The following is a 17,008-nucleotide window of genomic DNA, read 5'->3' as shown; positions in this document are numbered from 1 at the left end:
AACCCGACACGCGAAACGATTACCGGTCGGCGTTTCTGGCCCTTTTCGGACACTGCCACGATGGGGTCGTGAAACGACTCGTTCTCGCACTCGTCGGCGCACTCGTTCTCACGCTGACGGCCTGTTCGTCGCCGAGCCCGGCCGACCCCTTCCGGGCCTTCGCCGAGGCCCTCGGCCGCCGGGATGCGAAGGCGGCCGCACAGCAGACCGACGACCCGGGCGCCGCCGAACCGGTCATCGCGGCCATGTTCGACGGGATGGGCGCCGACGCCGGTGTGCGCGTCGAGACGGCGCCGGTCGACGGTGCGGACACCGATCAGACGCTGGCCTACCGGTGGACCCTGGCTCCCGGTCGCGAATTCGGGTACGAGGCGACGGGCACCGCCGAGCAGAGCGGCGACGCCTGGCGGTTGGGGTGGTCACCGGCGCTGCTGCACCCGGACCTGAAACCCGGGATGAAGTTCCAGTACAGCGAGGACAGCGAGCTGCAGACACCGGTGCTCGACCGCACCGGCCAACCGTTGATGACGTGGCAGACCGTCGCTCTGGTCAACCTGGACCGCGCCCACCGGGAGTCGGCGGCCGCGCTCGCCGCACTGCTGGCCCCGATCGAGCCGACCATCACACCCGAATCCATCCAGGCGCAGTTCGACACCGGCGACGACCAGGTGGTCACCGTGATCCGGTTGCGCGAGGCCGACTTCACGCCGATCGCCGACCAGCTGCGCGCCGTGCCCGGCGTCGCGGTCGCCGAACAGGGCGACCTGCTGACCGCCGACCGGGCGCTGTCCTCACCGGCGATGGCCGAGCTGCCGAAGGTCTGGCACGACCGCATCACCCGGACCGCCGGCTGGTCGGTGTATCTGGTCGACGGCGACGGGGCGGCCGCACAACGGCTGACCGCCACCCCGCCCGCACCGACCGACCCCGTCCGCACCTCACTGGACCTGCGGCTGCAGCTGCTGGCCCAGTCCGCCGTCGCCGCCGAGCCGCGGCCCACGATGCTCGTCGCAATCTCGCCATCGGACGGTGGCATCCTCGCGGCCGCGCAGAACGAGGCGGCCGACGCGCAGGGCGCCATCGCGTTCAACGGGCTCTACCCGCCCGGGTCGACGTTCAAGACGATCACCACCGCCGCGGCGCTGGAGGCGGGGCTGGCGACTCCCCAGACGCCGGTGGCCTGTCCGGGACGGCTGACGATCGAGAACCGCACGATCCCCAACGACGACGAATTCGACCTCGGGACCGTGCCGCTGACCACCGCGTTCGCCCGGTCCTGCAACACCTCGATGGCAGCGCTGGCCGACCGGTTACCCGCCGATGCGCTGTCCACCACGGCGCGCGCGTTCGGGATCGGCGTCGACTACGTGATCCCGGGTCTGACCACCGTGACCGGCCGGGTGCCCGCGGCCGACACCGCGGCCCAGCGCGTGGAGAACGGCATCGGCCAGGGCACGGTCACGGTCAGCCCGTTCGGGCTCGCGGTCGCCGAGGCCAGCCTCGCGCACGGCTCGACGATCACCCCCGCGCTCGTCCTCGGCGAGAAGACCACCGCCGACACCCCGCCCGAAACGCTGCCTCCCGGTGTCGTCGAAGAACTCCGGACGATGATGCGCGCGACGGTCACCGAGGGCACCGCCGCCGAATTGGCCGACATCGCCGACCTGGGCGGCAAGACCGGAACGGCCGAGTTCGGCGACAATACCCACTCCCACGGATGGTTCGCCGGGATCGCCGGCGACATCGCGTTCGCGACGCTGGTGGTCGGCGGCGATTCGTCGGCGCCGGCGATCACGGTCTCGGGCAACTTCCTGCGGCCGGCGGGGTGAATCGGGCAAGCTGAGTTCATGAAACTGGTGGCTGTTCTGGCACTGGCCGGCGGTGTTCTCGCCGCGCCGCTCGTCACCGCCTCGCCGGCCGCGGCGGTCCCCTGCAACAGCGCGGACTGCGTGCAGTACGTCGACCGCAACATCAATCCGAGCGAGTCGTGTGTCTCCGGTGGCAGCCGCTACCTGTTCGGGCTCGACGCGTCGGGCAACACCTACCTGTGCAACGCGCAGCGGGCCTGGGTGCCGCAACCGCCGTTGGTGGGGGTGCGCACTCAGGGCGCACCGTGCGACGGGAGCACCGGTGTCGCGCAGTCGCCGGACGGGTTGCCGCTGGGATGCCAGCGCGGCGGCTGGCTGCCCGACTTCACCGCCTTCTACTACTGAGCCAGGCCGCCCGGGTCGTCGGGGACGTCGACCGCGTGCTGGTTGAGCGCATCGATCGGCACCACGTCGAGGGTGCGTTCGTGGGTGGCGGCGAGCACCACCGGCGCGCCGCACCCGTCCCGGTGCGCGCGGAGCCAGTTGGTGGCCGTGACGCACCACCGGTCGCCCGGATTCAGGCCGGGGAACCGGTATTCGGGCCGCGGCGTCGACAGGTCGTTGCCGATCGAGCGCTGATGCTCGAGGAACTCGGCGGTGACGACGGCGCAGATGGTGTGCGCGCCGAGGTCTTCCGGGCCCGTCGAACAGCAGCCGTCGCGGTAGAAGCCGGTCATCGGATCGGTACCGCATTCCTGCAGCGGGCCGCCGAGCACATTGCGGTCAGACACCCGGTCAGTATCGCGCTTCGCCGCCGATAATCGGGGCTCAGCGGGCTTGGGCGAGGACCGGCTTCTGGGCTTCGAACACCTGGAGGTTGGGGATGCGTTGCGGCCGCACACCGCCGGTGTTGGCCTGGCTGACGGTGATCGTCCCGCCGCTGCAGGTGACCGTCTTCCCGTCGACCACGACGGACTGGCCGTCGTCGATCGGGATGTCGTACCCGTCCTTGTCGGTGTAGTGGCATCCGGTGTTGCCGGTGGTGTTGCCCGGCGGGAGGGCCGCAGCGGTGGCCGGGGCCAGGGCGAAGACGGCGAAGGCGCCGAGGAGTGCGGCCGCGTAGTTGACGCCGGACAGTTTGCTGGAGGTGGACTTGAACATTTGGGATTCCTCTCGTGGGGCGGTAGAGGAAATACTGCCGTGCAGGCAGTGGCTCCGTAATCGCCCACAAGCCAGAGTCACCAGGCGGGAGGGAAGGGTTTACTGTCCGTCGGGTAAGTACGCACCCGGGTCACGAGCCGCCCAATTGCTCCAGAGCGACGCGCAACGAGGTGCTGGGGATCTTCACCATCCCGCCATAGGGCTGATCCATCTCGAGCATCATGAAGATCGGGCCGGCCAGGGCGAGCGCGGCAACCAGCAACGCCGCCACCACGCTGGCATTGCGTGGTGCGAAGAGACCGAAACTGGCGAAGATGACCGCCAGCCAGGCCACCACGACCATGAAGAAGGCCCACGGGAATCGACTGCCGATCTGTTCGATCGTCGTCCATCGCGATTCCGCGATCGTATTGGTCATCTGCAATGCATTGTCGCGGAGCCACCGCTGTTGTTCGGTCTGCGGCGACAGGGCGAACAGATCCCGCTGAACCAGGTTGATACCGGCCCCGCTGCTGAGCGCCGTGAGGGAAACCGGTCCACCTTCCTCCGGCCATATTTGACCAATTCTCTCCGCAAGTAATTGTTTGAGCAGGGCCCGGGTCTTGGCGGTTTCCGGACCATATTCGGCCATGGTCCGATCGAGCATGATGAATTGCACACCCGCGCTGCGTAATTCGCTTTCCTTCTCGGCGAGCGAGCTGATGGAGGAGCCGGTGAGCAGGCCCAGCACGACCGCTGACAGCGTCGCGAGCATGGCCATGATGGTCCTGATCGCATCGCGCGATTCGGCGCCCACATGCTGATTGGGAAGGATTTTTCCGAGGAACAATCCGAGCAGTGCGCCGCCGAATATAATTGCGAAGACAACGACGCCGATCAGAATGTCTTTCATCTGCATCTCCGACTGGCCGGCGCCGTCACCACTGAAATGAACAATGCTCTCAGTGCGGTCGAATGATACCGCCGTCAATCGGCTTTTATCGGCGTTGCCGGTGTCCCGGTCGAAATAAAGAGAACCGCCCTTACCTGCGTGGACAGGGGGGCGGTTCTGGCGGTGGCGGAGGGATTTGAACCCTCGGACGGGGGTTACCCGTCACACGCTTTCGAGGCGTGCTCCTTAGGCCGCTCGGACACGCCACCGTGTGGCAGCTTACCGAACCGGCCCCGCAGCCCATAATCGCGCCGGCGGCCGATCAGCGCTGCCGGGCGAAGAACGCCTCCAACGGTTTCGCGCACTCGTCGGCCAGTACACCGCCACGCACGCCGGGGCGGTGGTTGAGCCTGCGGTCGCGTACGACATCCCACAGCGAGCCGACCGCGCCCGTCTTGGGTTCCCACGCCCCGAACACCACCCGGGCCACCCGCGCCAGCACCAGCGCACCGGCGCACATCGTGCACGGTTCGACGGTCACCGCGAGCGTCGTCCCCTCCAGGCGCCACCCGTCGCCGAGGACCGCCGCGGCCGCCCGCAGCGCCAGCACCTCCGCGTGCGCCGTCGGATCCCCCAGTGCTTCACGCGCATTCGCCGCGCGGGCCAACTCGGTGCCGTCGGGGCCGAACACCACCGCGCCGATCGGCACGTCCCTCGGACCGGCGAGCGCCGCGGCGTCGAGCGCGGCGCGGATCAGGGATTCGTCGGATGTCACCGATTGAGTTTGTCGAGGACCGCGGACAGTTCGTCGGCGAAGCCCATCTCACGGGCGATGCGGCCGAGTTGCTCGTCGGCGTACAGATCGGTCTCGTCGAGGATGACGCTGAGGACCGCCTCGGGCAGCCCCATGTCGGAGAGCAGACCGAGGTCGCCCTCCTCGAACGGGTCGACGTCGTCGAGGTCGTCGGGTTCGATGTCGGCGTCGAGCTGTTCGAGCACCTCGGCGGCGATGTCGTAGTCCAGTGCCGCGGTGGCGTCCGACAGCAGCAACCGGGTGCCCGAAGGGGCCGGCCGGACGATCACGAAGAACTCGTCGTCGATGTCGAGCAGCCCGAACACCGCTCCGGCACTGCGGATCTCACACAGTTCCTTCTCGGCGACCGTGAGGCTGTTGAGCGAGGCCCGCCGCATGGGCGCGCAGCGCCACTTGCCGTCCTCGCGGACGACGGCCACCCCGAACCCGTCGGGTGTGCCCTGCGCCGGCGCACTCTGTGCTCCCATGTCGCGTTACGGTAGTCGCCCACCAGCGCTTTTGACCAGGCATGGCCTCCGGCCCCGGTGCCGTGTGCCAACCTGGAACGGTGACGAAACCACCCGTGTGCGTTTTGGGCCTGGGCCTCATCGGCGGCTCGGTGATGCGCGCCGCCGCGGCCGCCGGGCGCGAGGTGTTCGGGTACAACCGGTCGGTCGAGGGCGTCCAGGGTGCGCGCTTCGACGGTTTCGACGCCAGCGAGCACCTCGACGAGGTGCTCGGCCGCGCCGCCGAGACCTCGGCGCTGGTCGTGCTGGCCGTGCCGGTGCCCGCCCTCGGACTCATGCTGGGCCACATCCGCGACGCGGCGCCGCAATGTCCGCTCACCGATGTGACGAGCGTCAAAGGCGCTGTGCTGGAACATGTTCGTTCATTCGGCCTACAGGAGCGCTTCGTCGGCGGACACCCGATGGCGGGCACCGCGCACTCGGGCTGGGCGGCCGGCGACGCGGCGCTGTTCGTCGGTGCGCCGTGGGTGATCAGCGTCGACGACCACGTCGACCCCGACGTGTGGGCACACGTGATGACGCTCGCGCTGGACTGCCACGCGGTGGTGGTGCCGGCCCGCTCCGACGAACACGACGCCGCCGCGGCCGGCATCTCGCACCTGCCGCACCTGCTCGCCGAGGCGCTGGCCGTCACCGCGGGTGAGGTGCCGCTGGCGTTCGCGCTGGCGGCCGGATCGTTCCGGGACGGCACCCGGGTGGCCGGGACGGCGCCCGATCTGGTGCGGGCGATGTGCGAGGCGAACTCGTCACAACTCGTCCCGGCGCTGGACCGCAGCATCGAGCTGCTCACCGCCGCGCGGGAGGCGCTGGCGCGACATGGTTCGGTGGCCGACCTGGTCGAATCGGGCCACGCCGCCCGCATGCGCTACGACAGCTTCAGCCGCCCCGAGATCATCACCACCGTGATCGGCGAGGAGAACTGGCGCGACGAACTGGCCGCCGCCGGCCGGGCCGGCGGGGTGATCAGATCCGCGCTGCCAACCCGGGATAGTCGACGATGAACCCGTCGGCATCGACGGTGATCGTGGTGTCGGCGACCGGTGACTGCACCTTGATGCCGTCGGAGTCCGGGCCGCCGCTGTAGCTGATCGACGCCTGTTCGACCGAGAACTCGGGCAACCGCACGTACACCACCGGGACCGTGATCGATTCGCTGTGCTCGTGCAGGCCGGCGCGGCGGATCGGCAGCGTGTTGAAGAACGGGCTGAGCACCACGTCGACATCCAGGGCGCCGTCGAATGCGGCACGTTTCATCTGGTTCTGCTGATCGCGGACCAACCACATGTTCTCTTCGTCCCGGGCGAACGACACCTGGCGCTCCCGCTCGGCCAGCGTGACCGTCATCGCCAGCCGCTTGGTCGCCCCGTGCTCGTCGGTCACCAGGTCGTAGGAGGCGGAGAACGCGGGGTGCGCATCGCAGGCGGCAGCGACGATCCGGCCGTAGGCCTTGATGCGCTTACCCGACAACTGCACCCGGACGGATTCCATCCGGGCGACGTCGTGCGCCCGCCACGTCAGGACCGCGGGCCAGGTGTTCTTCGGGTCAGAGCGGTCGGCTTCACTCACCCTTCTACCGTAGGCGACGCGCTCGCCGGTTCGTAGCCCGCTACCGAAGTCGACCGCGATCCGCCGCGACTTCGTGACTCCAGCGCCACCTCGTCGCCCAGCAGCGGCTGCGGCATCCGGGCCGCGCGGCGCCACCGCCCGGTGCCCGGCACCGACAGCCACACCGCGAACGCGAGCAACCCGTCGAGGATGAGCGCCAGCGCCGTCACCATCAGCGCGCCCACGAGCGCCAGATAGAACTCCCGGACCTTGATGCCGTCGATGAGGTAGCGGCCCAACCCGCCGAGGCTCGCGTAGGCGGCGACCGTCGCGGTGGCCACGATCTGCAGGGTCGCCGTGCGCAGCCCACCGAGAATCAGGGGCAGCGCGATCGGCACCTCCACCCGCAGCAGCACCCGGCGCTCGGTCATCCCCATCGACCGCGCCGCGTCGACCACCGCCGGGTCGACGTTGGCGATCCCGGAGTAGGTCCCCGCCAGCAGCGGCGGGATGCCGAGCAACATCAGCGCGACGGTCGGGCCGACCAGGCCCAGCCCCCACAGCAGTACGCCGAGCAGCAGCACCCCGAGGGTGGGCAGCGCGCGCAATGCGTTGACCCCCGTCACGACCAGGAACGTGCCCTTCCCGGTGTGGCCGATGATCATTCCCAGCGGGACGGCGATCAGCGCGGAGAACACGACCGCGATCACGGTGTACTCGAGGTGTTCGACGATGCGCGCGCCCAGCCCTGCCGGGCCGGCCCAGTTGGCGGCGGTGAAGATGAACGACAGCGCCTCGGACAGGAAGTTCACGCGGCCGCCCCCGCCTTCTGCCGGGCCGGGCGGGTGGCCCTGGCCCAGGGGGTCAGGGCTTTGCCGATCAGCATGATCAGGGTGTCGATCACCACCGCCAGCACGAAGATCGCGATGATGCCCGCCACGATCTGATCGCTCTTGTTGGCCTGATAGCCCTCGGTGAACCAGGTGCCGAGCCCGCCGACCCCGATGACCGAGCCGACCGACACCATCGAGATGTTGGTGACCGCGACGACGCGCAGGCTGGCGATGAGTACCGGAACGGCAAGCGGGAGTTCGATTTTCAGCATCCGGGTGAGCGGTTTGTAGCCGACGGCGGTGGCCGCGTCGAGCACTGCGGGCGAGACCGCGTCCAGCGCCTCCGGTACGGCACGCACCAGCAGGGCGACGGTGTAGAGCGTCAGCGCCACGATCACGTTGGCCTCGTCGAGGATGCGCGTCGGGATGATCAGCGGCAGCACCACGAACAGCGCGAGCGACGGGATCGTGAAGATGATGCTGGCGGTGATGGTGGTCAACCGTCGCAGCGCGGTGGTGCGCTGCACCAGCGCCCCGAGCGGCACCGCGATCAGCAGCCCGAGCACGATCGGGATCAGCGACAGCCGCAGGTGGATCACCGTGAGCGCCCACAGGTCGTCGAGGTGGGTCAGCAGGTACCGCACCGGTCTCAGGCCTCCTGCCGCTGCCGGTCGAGCGCGGCGAGCACGTCGTCGGCGCGCACCCCGCCGATCACCTGACCGTGCTCGTCGACGGCGACGCCGAGACCCGACGGCGAGGACAGCGCCGCGTCGAGGGCCAGCCGCAGCGTGCCGTCCGGCCGGAACAGCGAACCGCCCGCGATCGTGCTGTCGTAGAGCGAACTCCCGTTGCGGTGCAGCGCGACACCGTCGGCGTTGATCCACGCGTAGGGCGTTCCGTCGGGCCGGGTCACCAGCACCCAGTCCCCCGGCGCCAGTTGCAGCGCGTCGATCTCGGATTCGCGCACATGACGGAGGTCGTGCAGCGGAAGGCCTGCGGTGCCGGTGGCCGGGTAGAACTGCAGGCCGCGGTAACCGCGGTCGGCCCCGACGAAACCGGCCACCGCATCGTCGGCCGGGTTGGACAACAGCCGCGCAGGCGCGTCGTACTGCAGCAGCACCCCGCCGCGGCCGAACACCGCGACCTTGTCGCCGAGTTTGATCGCCTCGTCGATGTCGTGGGTGACGAACACGATCGTCTTGCGCAGTTCGTTCTGCAGCCGCACGATCTCGGTCTGCAGTTCCTCGCGGACCACCGGATCGACGGCGCTGAACGGTTCGTCCATCAACAGGATCGGCGGATCGGCGGCCAGCGCACGGGCCACCCCGACGCGCTGTTGCTGACCACCGGACAACTGCGCGGGGTAGCGGTCGCCCAGCTTCGGGTCGAGGCCGACGCGTTCCATCACCGCCAGTGCCGCCTTGCGGGCGCTGCGGCGGGATTCGCCGCGCAACACCGGCACGGTCGCGACGTTGTCGACCACCCGCAGGTGCGGCATCAGCCCGGCGCTCTGGATGACGTAGCCGATACCCAGCCGGAGCTTGACGGCGTCGACCTTGGTGACGTCGTTCCCGTCGACGGTCAGCGTGCCCGAGGTGGGTTCGATCATCCGGTTGATCATCCGCATCGACGTGGTCTTACCGCAGCCGGAGGGACCGACGAACACCGTCAGCGTGCCCTCGGGCACCTCGAGACTGAGATCGTCGACGGCCACGGTGCCGTCCGGGTAGCGCTTGGTGATGTGCTCGAAGGTGATCATCGCGCCCTACTTCGTCAGGGGTTTGTCGAACCCGTTGTCGGCCACCCACTTCTGCGCGGCCTCGTCGGGATCGACGCCGCGGTTGCCTTCGACTGCGGCGTTCAGTTCGATGAGGCCCTCGGTCGTCAGTTTCGCGCTGACCGCGTCGAGCACCGATTTGAGCTCGTCGGACTTCTTCTGCGAGGCGACCAGCGGCACGACGTTGGCCGCGAGGAAGTTGTTCTTCGGATCCTCCAGCACCACCAGGTTGTTCTGCTCGATGGCCGGTGAGGTGCTGAAGATGTTCGCCGCGGTGACCGTTCCGTCGGTCAGTGCACGGACCGTCGCGGGCCCGCCGCCGTCGCTGATCGCCACGAAGTTCGACGGTGCGATGTCCAGACCGTACTTCTCCTTGAGCCCCGGCAGGCCCTCGGTGCGGTTGAGGAACTCCGACGGCCCGCCGAACTTCACCTCCGGTGAGTGGGCCGCCAGATCGCCGATCGTCTTGAGATTCCACCGCTGCGCCGTCTCGGCCGACACCGCGACGGTGTCCTTGTCCTCGGCCGGTGAGGGATACAGGATCGACAGGTCACCGGGCAGCGCCCGCAGCAGACCGAGGATCACCGCGTCCGGGGTCGTCACGTCGGTCTCTTCGTCGAAGTACTGCAACAGGTTCCCGGTGTATTCGGGGATCAGATCGATCGAGTGGTCCTGTACGGCAGGGATGTACGTCTCGCGGCTGCCGATGCCGAACTGCCTGCTGATGTCGAAACCGTTGGCCTCCAACGCCTGAGCGTAGATCTCGGCGATGATCTTGGACTCGGTGAAGTCGGCCGACCCGACGGTGACCGTCTTGAGGTCGCCCGAGATCTCACCGCCGCCGAGCGGGTTCGAACTGCCGCACGCGGTCAGTGCCAACGTCACAGAGACCAGCAGGGCCGCCCATCGGGTGCGTCTGCGCGTGCTCGCCATTCGGAAGTCCTCTCGGCAGGTGGGCTCGTGCGGGTGGCTCCTGCGGACACTAGCGGGATGCGCGCGGACGCGCCGTCCTTTCCCTCACCGCGAGCCCGGCCGCGACTTGGGCAAATGGTTTCGTAAACAGCCGCAGCGGGCAATGATGAGCTATGACCACCGATCCGTACGGGCCGTCAGCGGGACGCGAGCCGGAACCGTACGACCAGCCGAACCCCGGCCCGCCGGTCCCGGGTGACTACGAAGTCGCCGACCGCCAACCGCCGGATCTGAAGAAGGTGCACTTCACCCGGGCGGCGGCGGTGTGGACGTCGGTGATCGTCGGGTTGCTCATCCTCATCGTGCTGCTGATCTTCATCGCCCAGAACACCGAGTCCGCCGCGATGGCGTTCCTGGGCTGGCGCTGGAATCTGCCACTGGGCGTGGCGATCCTGCTCGCCGCGGTGTGCGGCGGCCTGATCGCGTCGCTGGCCGGTGCGGCGCGGCTGTTCCAGCTGCGGCGCGCGGCGAAGAAGAACTACAAAGCCGCCATGCGGTAGCTAGTCGAGCGCTTCCAGCCCCGCCGCGATGAGCGGGGCGACCGCCTCACCCACGTTGTCCTCGGTGCCGCCCATCCGGGCGCGGAACGCGATGCCCGCGGCGATGATCGCCAGCTTGAAGTACGCCAGCCCCATGTAGAAGTCCCAGTGCGCGAGCTCCTGGCCGGACACCGTCGCATAGCGCTGGGCCATCTCGTCACCGGTCGGCAGCAGCTCCGAGGTCCACGCCGCGTCGCTGTGCACGTAGTTGAACATCGGGTTGCGGTAGACGCACATCAGTGCCGCATCGCTGAGCGGATCGCCGAGCGTGGACATCTCCCAGTCCAGCACCGCCCGCACCTTGGTGGCGTCCGTCGCGTCGAGAATCGTGTTGTCGATGCGGTAGTCGCCGTGCACGATCGACGCGCGGCTCTCGGCGGGCACCCGCTCCCCCAGCGCGGTGTGCAGCCGGTGGACGTCGGCATCGCGCGGATCGTCCTCGAGGCGTACGTGACCCCACTGCGATCCCCACCGCTTGACCTGACGTTCGAGGTAGCCGTTGGGTTTGCCGAAATCCGCCAGCCCCACCGCGGCCGGATCCACCGCGTGCAGTTCGGCCAGCACCCGGATCAACTCGTCGACACACCTGTCGAGGGTCGCCTTGTCGCCGAGCGCCTCGAGTTCGTCGGCGCGGCGGATGACCCGGCCCTCGACGTGTTCGACCATCTGGAACGGTGCGCCCAGCACGGAGTCGTCGTTGCGCATCGTGACCGCGCGGGCCACCGGGACGGGGGTGTCGGCGAGCGCCGCGACCACCCGGTACTCGCGGGCCATATCGTGCGCCGACGGGGTCAGGCCGTGCAGCGGCGGACGGCGCAGCACCCACTTCGACGCGTCGTCGAACACCAGGAACGTCAGGTTGGAGCGGCCGCCCGCGATCAGTTCGGCCCGCAGCTCACCGGTGCGGGCGATGCCCTCGCCCCGCAGATGGCGATCGAGTGCGTCGAGGTCGAGTCCGTCGAGGGTGGAAGACGTCATGGCGAAATGTCTACCACCGGCCCGATGGGCGGCTCGCGCGAGCGCTCACCACCGAAGATTCCGCGGCAGCAGATCCCATACGTGCTCGGTCCCGTTGACCGACGCCACCGCGAGCTGATTGGCCCGCGACGACCACAGCAACCGGGTCACCGACGCGTAGTCGACGTTGAAGGACAGCAGCCGCTCGGTGCGCAGCACCCGGTGCAGCAGCGCGTTGATCACCCCGCCGTGGCTGAACACCGCGACGGTGTCCTCGCGCTCGGCGCTGGCCACGAGGTCGTCGACGGCGGCGAAGATCCTCGCCATGAACGCGTCCTCGTCGACGCCGCTGGGCAGCCGGCCGCTCATCAGGCGTTCGAGCTCCTGCGGGTTCTCCTTCGCGATCTGCTCGATCGGGATGTAGTGCGGCAGGTCGCGGTCGTATTCGGCGAGGCGCTCGTCGACCTCGACCGTGAGCCCGAGGGTTTCGGCGACGGGCTGCGCGGTCTGCACGGCGCGACGCTGCGGACTGCTCACCAGCCGCGCGATCGGGAACCTGGTCAGCGCGTCGGGCAGTCGTTTGGCCTGTTCGATGCCGTCTTCGGACAGGTCGGGGTCGGAGCCCTGCCCGGGTTCACTGCGCAAGGGCAGCGCATGTCGGATGAGAAGCAGTTGCACCGTGCCACCATATTGGCCCATGGGATACGCCGACGAAATGTTCGACCTGACCGACCGGGTGGTGCTGGTCACCGGCGGTAGCCGGGGGCTGGGCCGCGAGATCGCCTTCGGAGCCGCGCGCTGCGGGGCCGATGTGGTGATCGCCAGCCGGTCGCTCGAGACGTGCGAGGCGACCGCCGCCGAGATCGCCGAGGCGACGGGCCGGACCGCCATGCCCTACGAGGTCCACGTGGGACGGTGGGATCAGCTCGACGGTCTGGTTTCCGCGGTGTACGAGCGGTTCGGCAAGCTCGACGTGCTGGTCAACAACGCCGGTATGTCACCGCTGTACGAGTCGCTGACGTCGGTGACCGAGAAGCTGTTCGACGCGGTGTTCAACCTGAACGTCAAGGGACCGTTCCGGTTGGCGGCGCTGATCGGTGAGCGGATGGTGGCCGACGGCGGCGGGACGATCGTCAACGTCAGCTCCAGCGGATCGATCCGGCCCGATCCGCACATGCTGCCCTACGCCGCCGCCAAGGCCGGCCTCAACGCCATGACCGAGGGGCTGGCGCAGGCCTACGGCCCGACGGTGCGCGTCAACACGCTGATGGCCGGGCCGTTCCTCACCGATGTCAGCAAGGCGTGGGACTTCTCCGGTACCGAGAATCCGTTCGGTCACATGGCGCTGAAGCGGGCCGGGGATCCGGCCGAGATCGTCGGCGCCGCACTGTTTCTCATGTCGAATGCGTCGAGCTTCACCACCGGCGCCATCCTGCGCGCCGACGGCGGCATCCCCTGACGCCGTCCGCGACGGGTCGCCGAGGCTACGGCATGACGATGTCGAAAGCGGGGTCCGGGCGGTCGAGCACCCCCACGATGTTCGCCAGCGCCGCCTCGTCACCGGTGATCTCGACGCCCGGCGACGTGGTGTCGCCCGCGGCGTAGGCCAGCAACCGCACCTTGTTCGCCAGCCGGATCGTGGCCTGCACACTCGACTCGTCGGCAGAGACCTTGCGGTGCACCAGGACTCCGTTGCGCAGCGTCAGCCGGTAGTTGTCGCCGGTGTCGAGGAACGTCACGTCCACCGCCACGTCGAGATCCCAGGCGCGGGGGCCGTTGATGCTGATGGCGAGGCTGTCGAACATCTGCGCCGGAGTCAGTTCGCTCAGCAGGGTCGGTGACGTGGACTGGACCGCGGTGCCGAAGTTGCCGTCGCGCAGTTCGGCGGCCCCGGACAGGAAGAAGTTGCGCCACACCCCGTTCTCCGCGCCGTAGGCCAGCTGCTCGAGAGTGTCGGCGTAGAGTTGCCGGGCCTCGGTGTGATTCTGGTCGGCGAACACGGCGTGATCGAGCAGCGTTGCCGCCCAGCGGAAGTCACCCTCGTCGCAGGCTTTCCTGGCCAGCTCGACCACCCGGTCGACGCCGCCGAGGGCCTCGGCATACCGGGTGGCCAGCGCCTCCGGCGGGTGCGCCCACAGTCGGCCGGGGTTGCCGTCGAACCAGCCCATGTAGCGCTGGTAGACCGCCTTGACGTTGTGGCTGACCGAACCGTAGTAGCCGTGGGTGTGCCAGGCCCGCTCCAGCGCGGGTGGCATCTGGAACTGCTCGGCGATCTCGATGCCGGTGTGCCCCTGGTTGAGCATGCGCAGCGTCTGGTCGTGCAGGTAGGCGTACATATCGCGTTGCAGCGACAGGTATTCGGTGATGCGGTCGCGGCCCCAGGTCGGCCAGTGATGGGAGGCGAACACGACGTCGGCCTTGTCGGCGAAGGTGTCGATCGCCTCGGTGAGGTAGCCCGACCACGCGTGCGGATCGCGTACCAGGGCCCCGCGCAGCGTGAGCAGGTTGTGCAGGTTGTGCGTCGCGTTCTCGGCCATGCACAGCGCGCGGTAGCGCGGGAAGTAGAAGTGCATCTCGGCAGGCGCCTCGGTCCCCGGCGCCATCTGGAACTCGATCTCGACACCGTCGATCGTGTGCGCCTCGCCCGTCTCGCGGATGTCGAGCGTGGGCACGACCAAGGCGACCTCACCCGTCGAAGTCTGTTGCCCCAAGCCACATCCCACCTGGCCCCGCGGTCCGCGCGCCAACAGCGTCCCGTACATGTACGTGGCCCGGCGGGCCATTGCGGTGCCGGCATAGACGTTCTCCTGCACCGCGTGTTCGACGAAACCCTCCGGCGCCAGCACGGCCACCTTGCCGGCATCGACGTCGGCCTGGGAGGTTACGCCGAGCACGCCGCCGAAGTGGTCGACGTGACTGTGGGTGTAGATGACAGCGGTCACCGCACGGTCGCCGCGGTGCTGGCGGTAGAGCGCCAACGCCGCGGCCGCGGTCTCGGTCGAGATCAGCGGGTCGATGACGATGACGCCGGTGTCCCCCTCGACGAATGTGATGTTCGACAGGTCGAGGCCGCGGACCTGGTAGATGCCCTCGACCACTTCGTACAGCCCCTGTTTGGCGGCGAGTTGGGACTGCCGCCACAGGCTGGGGTGCACCGACGCCGGCGCCTCCCCGTCGAGGAACGCGTAGACGTCGTTGTCCCACACCACCCGCCCGTCGGCCGCGGCGACCACGCACGGCTCGAGCGCGGCGATGAACCCGCGGTCGGCGTCGACGAAATCCGCTCTGTCGGTGAACGGCAGGGTGCTCAGGTGATGCCGGTGGGCCGCTTGGATGGCGTCACTCGGTGGCTTCGAGTCCATGTCGACGACCCTGCCACCGTGACCGGCGATGTGCGAGGGAACGGCGCACTGTTCACGAACTCATCGTCTGTCCGATGCGGCTGATCTCGTCGGCGCCGTAACCGGCCGCCACCGCGGTGTCGACGTACCCGCGGAAGGCCTCCAGCGCACCGGCGTCCACACCCGCCGCCCGCGACGCCGCGATGAGGTGGCGCACCGACGCGGCGACCGAGGCGACCTGCGCGCGGCTGTCGTCGTGCCGGTCCGCGTCGATCCGCTCGAGCAGTTCGTCGACGATCGGGGGCAGGATGCCGACGATGCCCTGCGCGTGCGGCAGCAGTTCCATCGGCGAGATCCCATTGGCCCGAGCGACGTTCACGGCGTGCAGCACACCGCTGACCGACGTCCAGAACAGGTCGAGCAGTGCCATGTCGAATGCGGCGGCCCGACCCGGGTCGTCGCCGAGCCACGTCGTGGTGGCCAGCACGTCGAACACCTCGCGATGGGTGTCGTAGAGATCGCGCGGTCCCGAGAACAGGATGCTGGCGTGTGCGCTGCCGATGGTGTCGGTCGGCGTCATGATCGCCCCGTCGAGATAGCGGCCGCCGAGCTTTTCGACCAGCATGGCGGTGTCGCGCGCGGTGTCGGGAGTGTCCGAGGCCAGGCCGACGATGACCCGGCCTGCGACCGCATGGCCGGCGGCGGTCACCACATCGTCGAGCACGGCCTGATCGACGACGTTGACCAACGTGACGTCCGCGGCGGCGATGGCGTCGGCGGGACTGTCGGCCCACCGCGCCCCGCGGGCGCGGACGCCGTCGGCCCTGGCGGCGGTGCGGTTCCACACGGTCGTGCGGCACCCGGCATCGAGCAGGGCATTCGTCAACGCCTGCCCCATCGGCCCCTGGCCGAGGACCGAGATCATGCCGCCCCCAACGGGTTCCGGATGCTCTCGATGACGCGGGCGAACCCTTCCGCGCCGTGACCGGTGTCGATCTGCCTGCGGATGAGCCGCTGCACCGTGTCGACCACCTCGGTGCTGATTCCGGCCGCGCCGCTCGCCTCGACGATTTCGCTGATGTCGGAGAACTCGAGACTCTGCTGCCCCGGCCTCGTGTAGTCGCCGCCGTCGATGAACTCGGCGTACTCGGCGAGTGCCGGCAGAAGGGCCTGCAACCACGCGGTGGCCCGGCCCGCGAATTCGGTGGCCGACGTGCCGGCGGTGGCGACCATCGCGGCGCCGTGGAAGAACCCGGCGAACATGACGTACATCGCCGACAGGAGCGCGAGGTCGTGCAGGGATGCCAGTCCCGGGTCGTCACCGAAGTACTCGGCCGCACCCCACGTTTCCAGAAGCTCACCGCAACCGTCGAAGACGGCGCGTGAACCGCTGTAGTACACCGAAGACCCGGGCGTGCCGATCATCGACGGCACGGCCATGATCCCCCCGTCGAGGTAGTCCGCGCCGCGGTCGGCCGACCAGTCGGCCAGTTCGCGGGCCGCGTCGGGGGTGGTGGTGGTGACGTTGACGAGGCGACGGCCCGCCAGTCGGTCCGCGACCGGGTCGAGCACCCGGCGCACCGATTCGTGGTCGAACAGGCAGACGACGACGATCTCGGCGGATTCGACTGCCTCGGCGACGGATCCGGCCACACTCACACCCGCCGACCTCAGGGCCGTCGCCCGGTGCGGCGTGCGGTTCCAGGCGATCACCCGATGGCCGGCGCCCGCCGCGGCGCGGGTGAGCGCCGACCCCATCTCGCCGGTTCCCAGAAAACTCGCGGTTGTCATGTCCTCATCGTCGGGTCGACGCGGAGATCTCGACAAGTACCCACTTCAAAGTGCCATACTCACCAAGCGGTAAGTAATGGCGCTGAACAGGAG

At 69.0% G+C, this 17,008-nt stretch carries 20 protein-coding genes and 1 tRNA gene; 5 read left to right on the top strand and 16 right to left on the bottom strand.

Annotated elements, in window-relative coordinates:
- Positions 1-68 precede the first annotated feature (68 nt).
- The gene (locus tag G6N49_RS25820; RefSeq protein WP_011562330.1) at positions 69-1,829 is read left to right on the top strand and encodes a penicillin-binding transpeptidase domain-containing protein; all 1,761 of its coding nucleotides are present in this window, start codon (positions 69-71) and stop codon (positions 1,827-1,829) included.
- Between the two features lie 18 nt (positions 1,830-1,847).
- The gene (locus G6N49_RS25815) at positions 1,848-2,213 is read left to right on the top strand and encodes a hypothetical protein (protein WP_011562331.1); all 366 of its coding nucleotides are present in this window, start codon (positions 1,848-1,850) and stop codon (positions 2,211-2,213) included.
- Here the strand turns inward: G6N49_RS25815 and G6N49_RS25810 are convergent.
- From G6N49_RS25810 to G6N49_RS25785, 6 genes are all read right to left on the bottom strand, one after another.
- Positions 2,207-2,599, bottom strand: a complete 393-nt coding sequence (locus tag G6N49_RS25810; protein WP_011562332.1) for a DUF2237 family protein — start codon at positions 2,597-2,599, stop codon at positions 2,207-2,209. The genes G6N49_RS25815 and G6N49_RS25810 overlap by 7 nt on opposite strands.
- A 37-nt stretch (positions 2,600-2,636) precedes the next feature.
- Entirely contained in the window at positions 2,637-2,969 is a 333-nt protein-coding gene (locus tag G6N49_RS25805) for a hypothetical protein (RefSeq protein ID WP_011562333.1), read from the bottom strand.
- Positions 2,970-3,099: 130 nt separating this feature from the next.
- Entirely contained in the window at positions 3,100-3,861 is a 762-nt protein-coding gene (locus tag G6N49_RS25800) for a bestrophin-like domain (RefSeq protein WP_011562334.1), read from the bottom strand.
- A gap of 157 nt (positions 3,862-4,018) precedes the next feature.
- Positions 4,019-4,109: transfer RNA gene (locus tag G6N49_RS25795), tRNA-Ser, on the bottom strand.
- 53 nt (positions 4,110-4,162) lie between these two features.
- Positions 4,163-4,615, bottom strand: coding sequence for a nucleoside deaminase (locus G6N49_RS25790; protein ID WP_011562335.1), 453 nt, complete (start codon positions 4,613-4,615; stop codon positions 4,163-4,165).
- Positions 4,612-5,121 (bottom strand): tRNA adenosine deaminase-associated protein, encoded by a 510-nt coding sequence (locus tag G6N49_RS25785; RefSeq protein WP_011562336.1) that lies wholly within the window; start codon positions 5,119-5,121, stop codon positions 4,612-4,614. The genes G6N49_RS25790 and G6N49_RS25785 overlap by 4 nt, the downstream gene beginning before the upstream one ends.
- Positions 5,122-5,216: 95 nt before the next feature.
- Between G6N49_RS25785 and G6N49_RS25780 the strand changes: the two genes are divergently transcribed.
- A complete protein-coding gene (locus G6N49_RS25780) occupies positions 5,217-6,161 on the top strand; it encodes a prephenate dehydrogenase (RefSeq protein WP_011562337.1) in 945 nt (314 codons plus the stop codon).
- On the opposite strand, the gene G6N49_RS25775 is transcribed toward G6N49_RS25780, so the two are convergent.
- Genes G6N49_RS25775 through G6N49_RS25755 form a run of 5 tightly spaced genes read right to left on the bottom strand, consistent with a single transcriptional unit; the run spans position 6,124 to position 10,248 of the window.
- Positions 6,124-6,726 (bottom strand): putative glycolipid-binding domain-containing protein, encoded by a 603-nt coding sequence (locus G6N49_RS25775; RefSeq protein WP_011562338.1) that lies wholly within the window; start codon positions 6,724-6,726, stop codon positions 6,124-6,126. The genes G6N49_RS25780 and G6N49_RS25775 overlap by 38 nt on opposite strands.
- The gene (locus G6N49_RS25770) at positions 6,723-7,517 is read right to left on the bottom strand and encodes an ABC transporter permease (protein WP_011562339.1); all 795 of its coding nucleotides are present in this window, start codon (positions 7,515-7,517) and stop codon (positions 6,723-6,725) included. Before G6N49_RS25770 ends, G6N49_RS25775 begins: the two co-directional genes overlap by 4 nt.
- On the bottom strand, positions 7,514-8,182 hold the full coding sequence (locus tag G6N49_RS25765) for an ABC transporter permease (RefSeq protein WP_011562340.1): 669 nt from the start codon (positions 8,180-8,182) through the stop codon (positions 7,514-7,516). The genes G6N49_RS25770 and G6N49_RS25765 overlap by 4 nt, the downstream gene beginning before the upstream one ends.
- Positions 8,183-8,187: 5 nt before the next feature.
- A complete protein-coding gene (locus G6N49_RS25760) occupies positions 8,188-9,297 on the bottom strand; it encodes an ABC transporter ATP-binding protein (RefSeq protein ID WP_011562341.1) in 1,110 nt (369 codons plus the stop codon).
- A 6-nt stretch (positions 9,298-9,303) separates the two neighbouring features.
- A complete protein-coding gene (locus G6N49_RS25755; RefSeq protein ID WP_011562342.1) occupies positions 9,304-10,248 on the bottom strand; it encodes an ABC transporter substrate-binding protein in 945 nt (314 codons plus the stop codon).
- Between the two features lie 152 nt (positions 10,249-10,400).
- On the opposite strand from G6N49_RS25755, the gene G6N49_RS25750 reads away from it, so the two are divergent.
- A complete protein-coding gene (locus tag G6N49_RS25750) occupies positions 10,401-10,787 on the top strand; it encodes a LapA family protein (RefSeq protein WP_011562343.1) in 387 nt (128 codons plus the stop codon).
- Here the strand turns inward: G6N49_RS25750 and G6N49_RS25745 are convergent, their stop codons facing one another.
- The gene (locus G6N49_RS25745; protein WP_011562344.1) at positions 10,788-11,804 is read right to left on the bottom strand and encodes a phosphotransferase family protein; all 1,017 of its coding nucleotides are present in this window, start codon (positions 11,802-11,804) and stop codon (positions 10,788-10,790) included. It lies immediately after the preceding gene.
- 45 nt (positions 11,805-11,849) lie between these two features.
- Positions 11,850-12,461: a histidine phosphatase family protein gene (locus tag G6N49_RS25740; protein WP_011562345.1), complete on the bottom strand. Its 612-nt coding sequence runs from the start codon at positions 12,459-12,461 to the stop codon at positions 11,850-11,852.
- A 19-nt stretch (positions 12,462-12,480) separates the two neighbouring features.
- On the opposite strand from G6N49_RS25740, the gene G6N49_RS25735 reads away from it, so the two are divergent.
- Positions 12,481-13,242 (top strand): SDR family NAD(P)-dependent oxidoreductase, encoded by a 762-nt coding sequence (locus G6N49_RS25735; protein ID WP_041309937.1) that lies wholly within the window; start codon positions 12,481-12,483, stop codon positions 13,240-13,242.
- Between the two features lie 25 nt (positions 13,243-13,267).
- Here G6N49_RS25735 and G6N49_RS25730 read toward each other — a convergent pair whose 3' ends face one another.
- From G6N49_RS25730 to G6N49_RS25720, 3 genes are read right to left on the bottom strand one after another with little or no spacing between them, the layout of a single operon-like run.
- Positions 13,268-15,145, bottom strand: coding sequence for an alkyl/aryl-sulfatase (locus G6N49_RS25730; protein WP_083045246.1), 1,878 nt, complete (start codon positions 15,143-15,145; stop codon positions 13,268-13,270).
- Between the two features lie 52 nt (positions 15,146-15,197).
- Positions 15,198-16,049: an NAD(P)-dependent oxidoreductase gene (locus G6N49_RS25725; RefSeq protein WP_064873583.1), complete on the bottom strand. Its 852-nt coding sequence runs from the start codon at positions 16,047-16,049 to the stop codon at positions 15,198-15,200.
- Positions 16,046-16,915: an NAD(P)-dependent oxidoreductase gene (locus tag G6N49_RS25720; RefSeq protein ID WP_083045245.1), complete on the bottom strand. Its 870-nt coding sequence runs from the start codon at positions 16,913-16,915 to the stop codon at positions 16,046-16,048. Before G6N49_RS25720 ends, G6N49_RS25725 begins: the two co-directional genes overlap by 4 nt.
- Positions 16,916-17,008: the final 93 nt, after the last annotated feature.

It is taken from the genome of Mycolicibacterium monacense (genome assembly GCF_010731575.1).
In the GTDB taxonomy this organism is placed as follows: Bacteria; Actinomycetota; Actinomycetes; order Mycobacteriales; family Mycobacteriaceae; genus Mycobacterium; species Mycobacterium monacense.
This window is presented reverse-complemented; position numbering and strand designations above follow the sequence as displayed.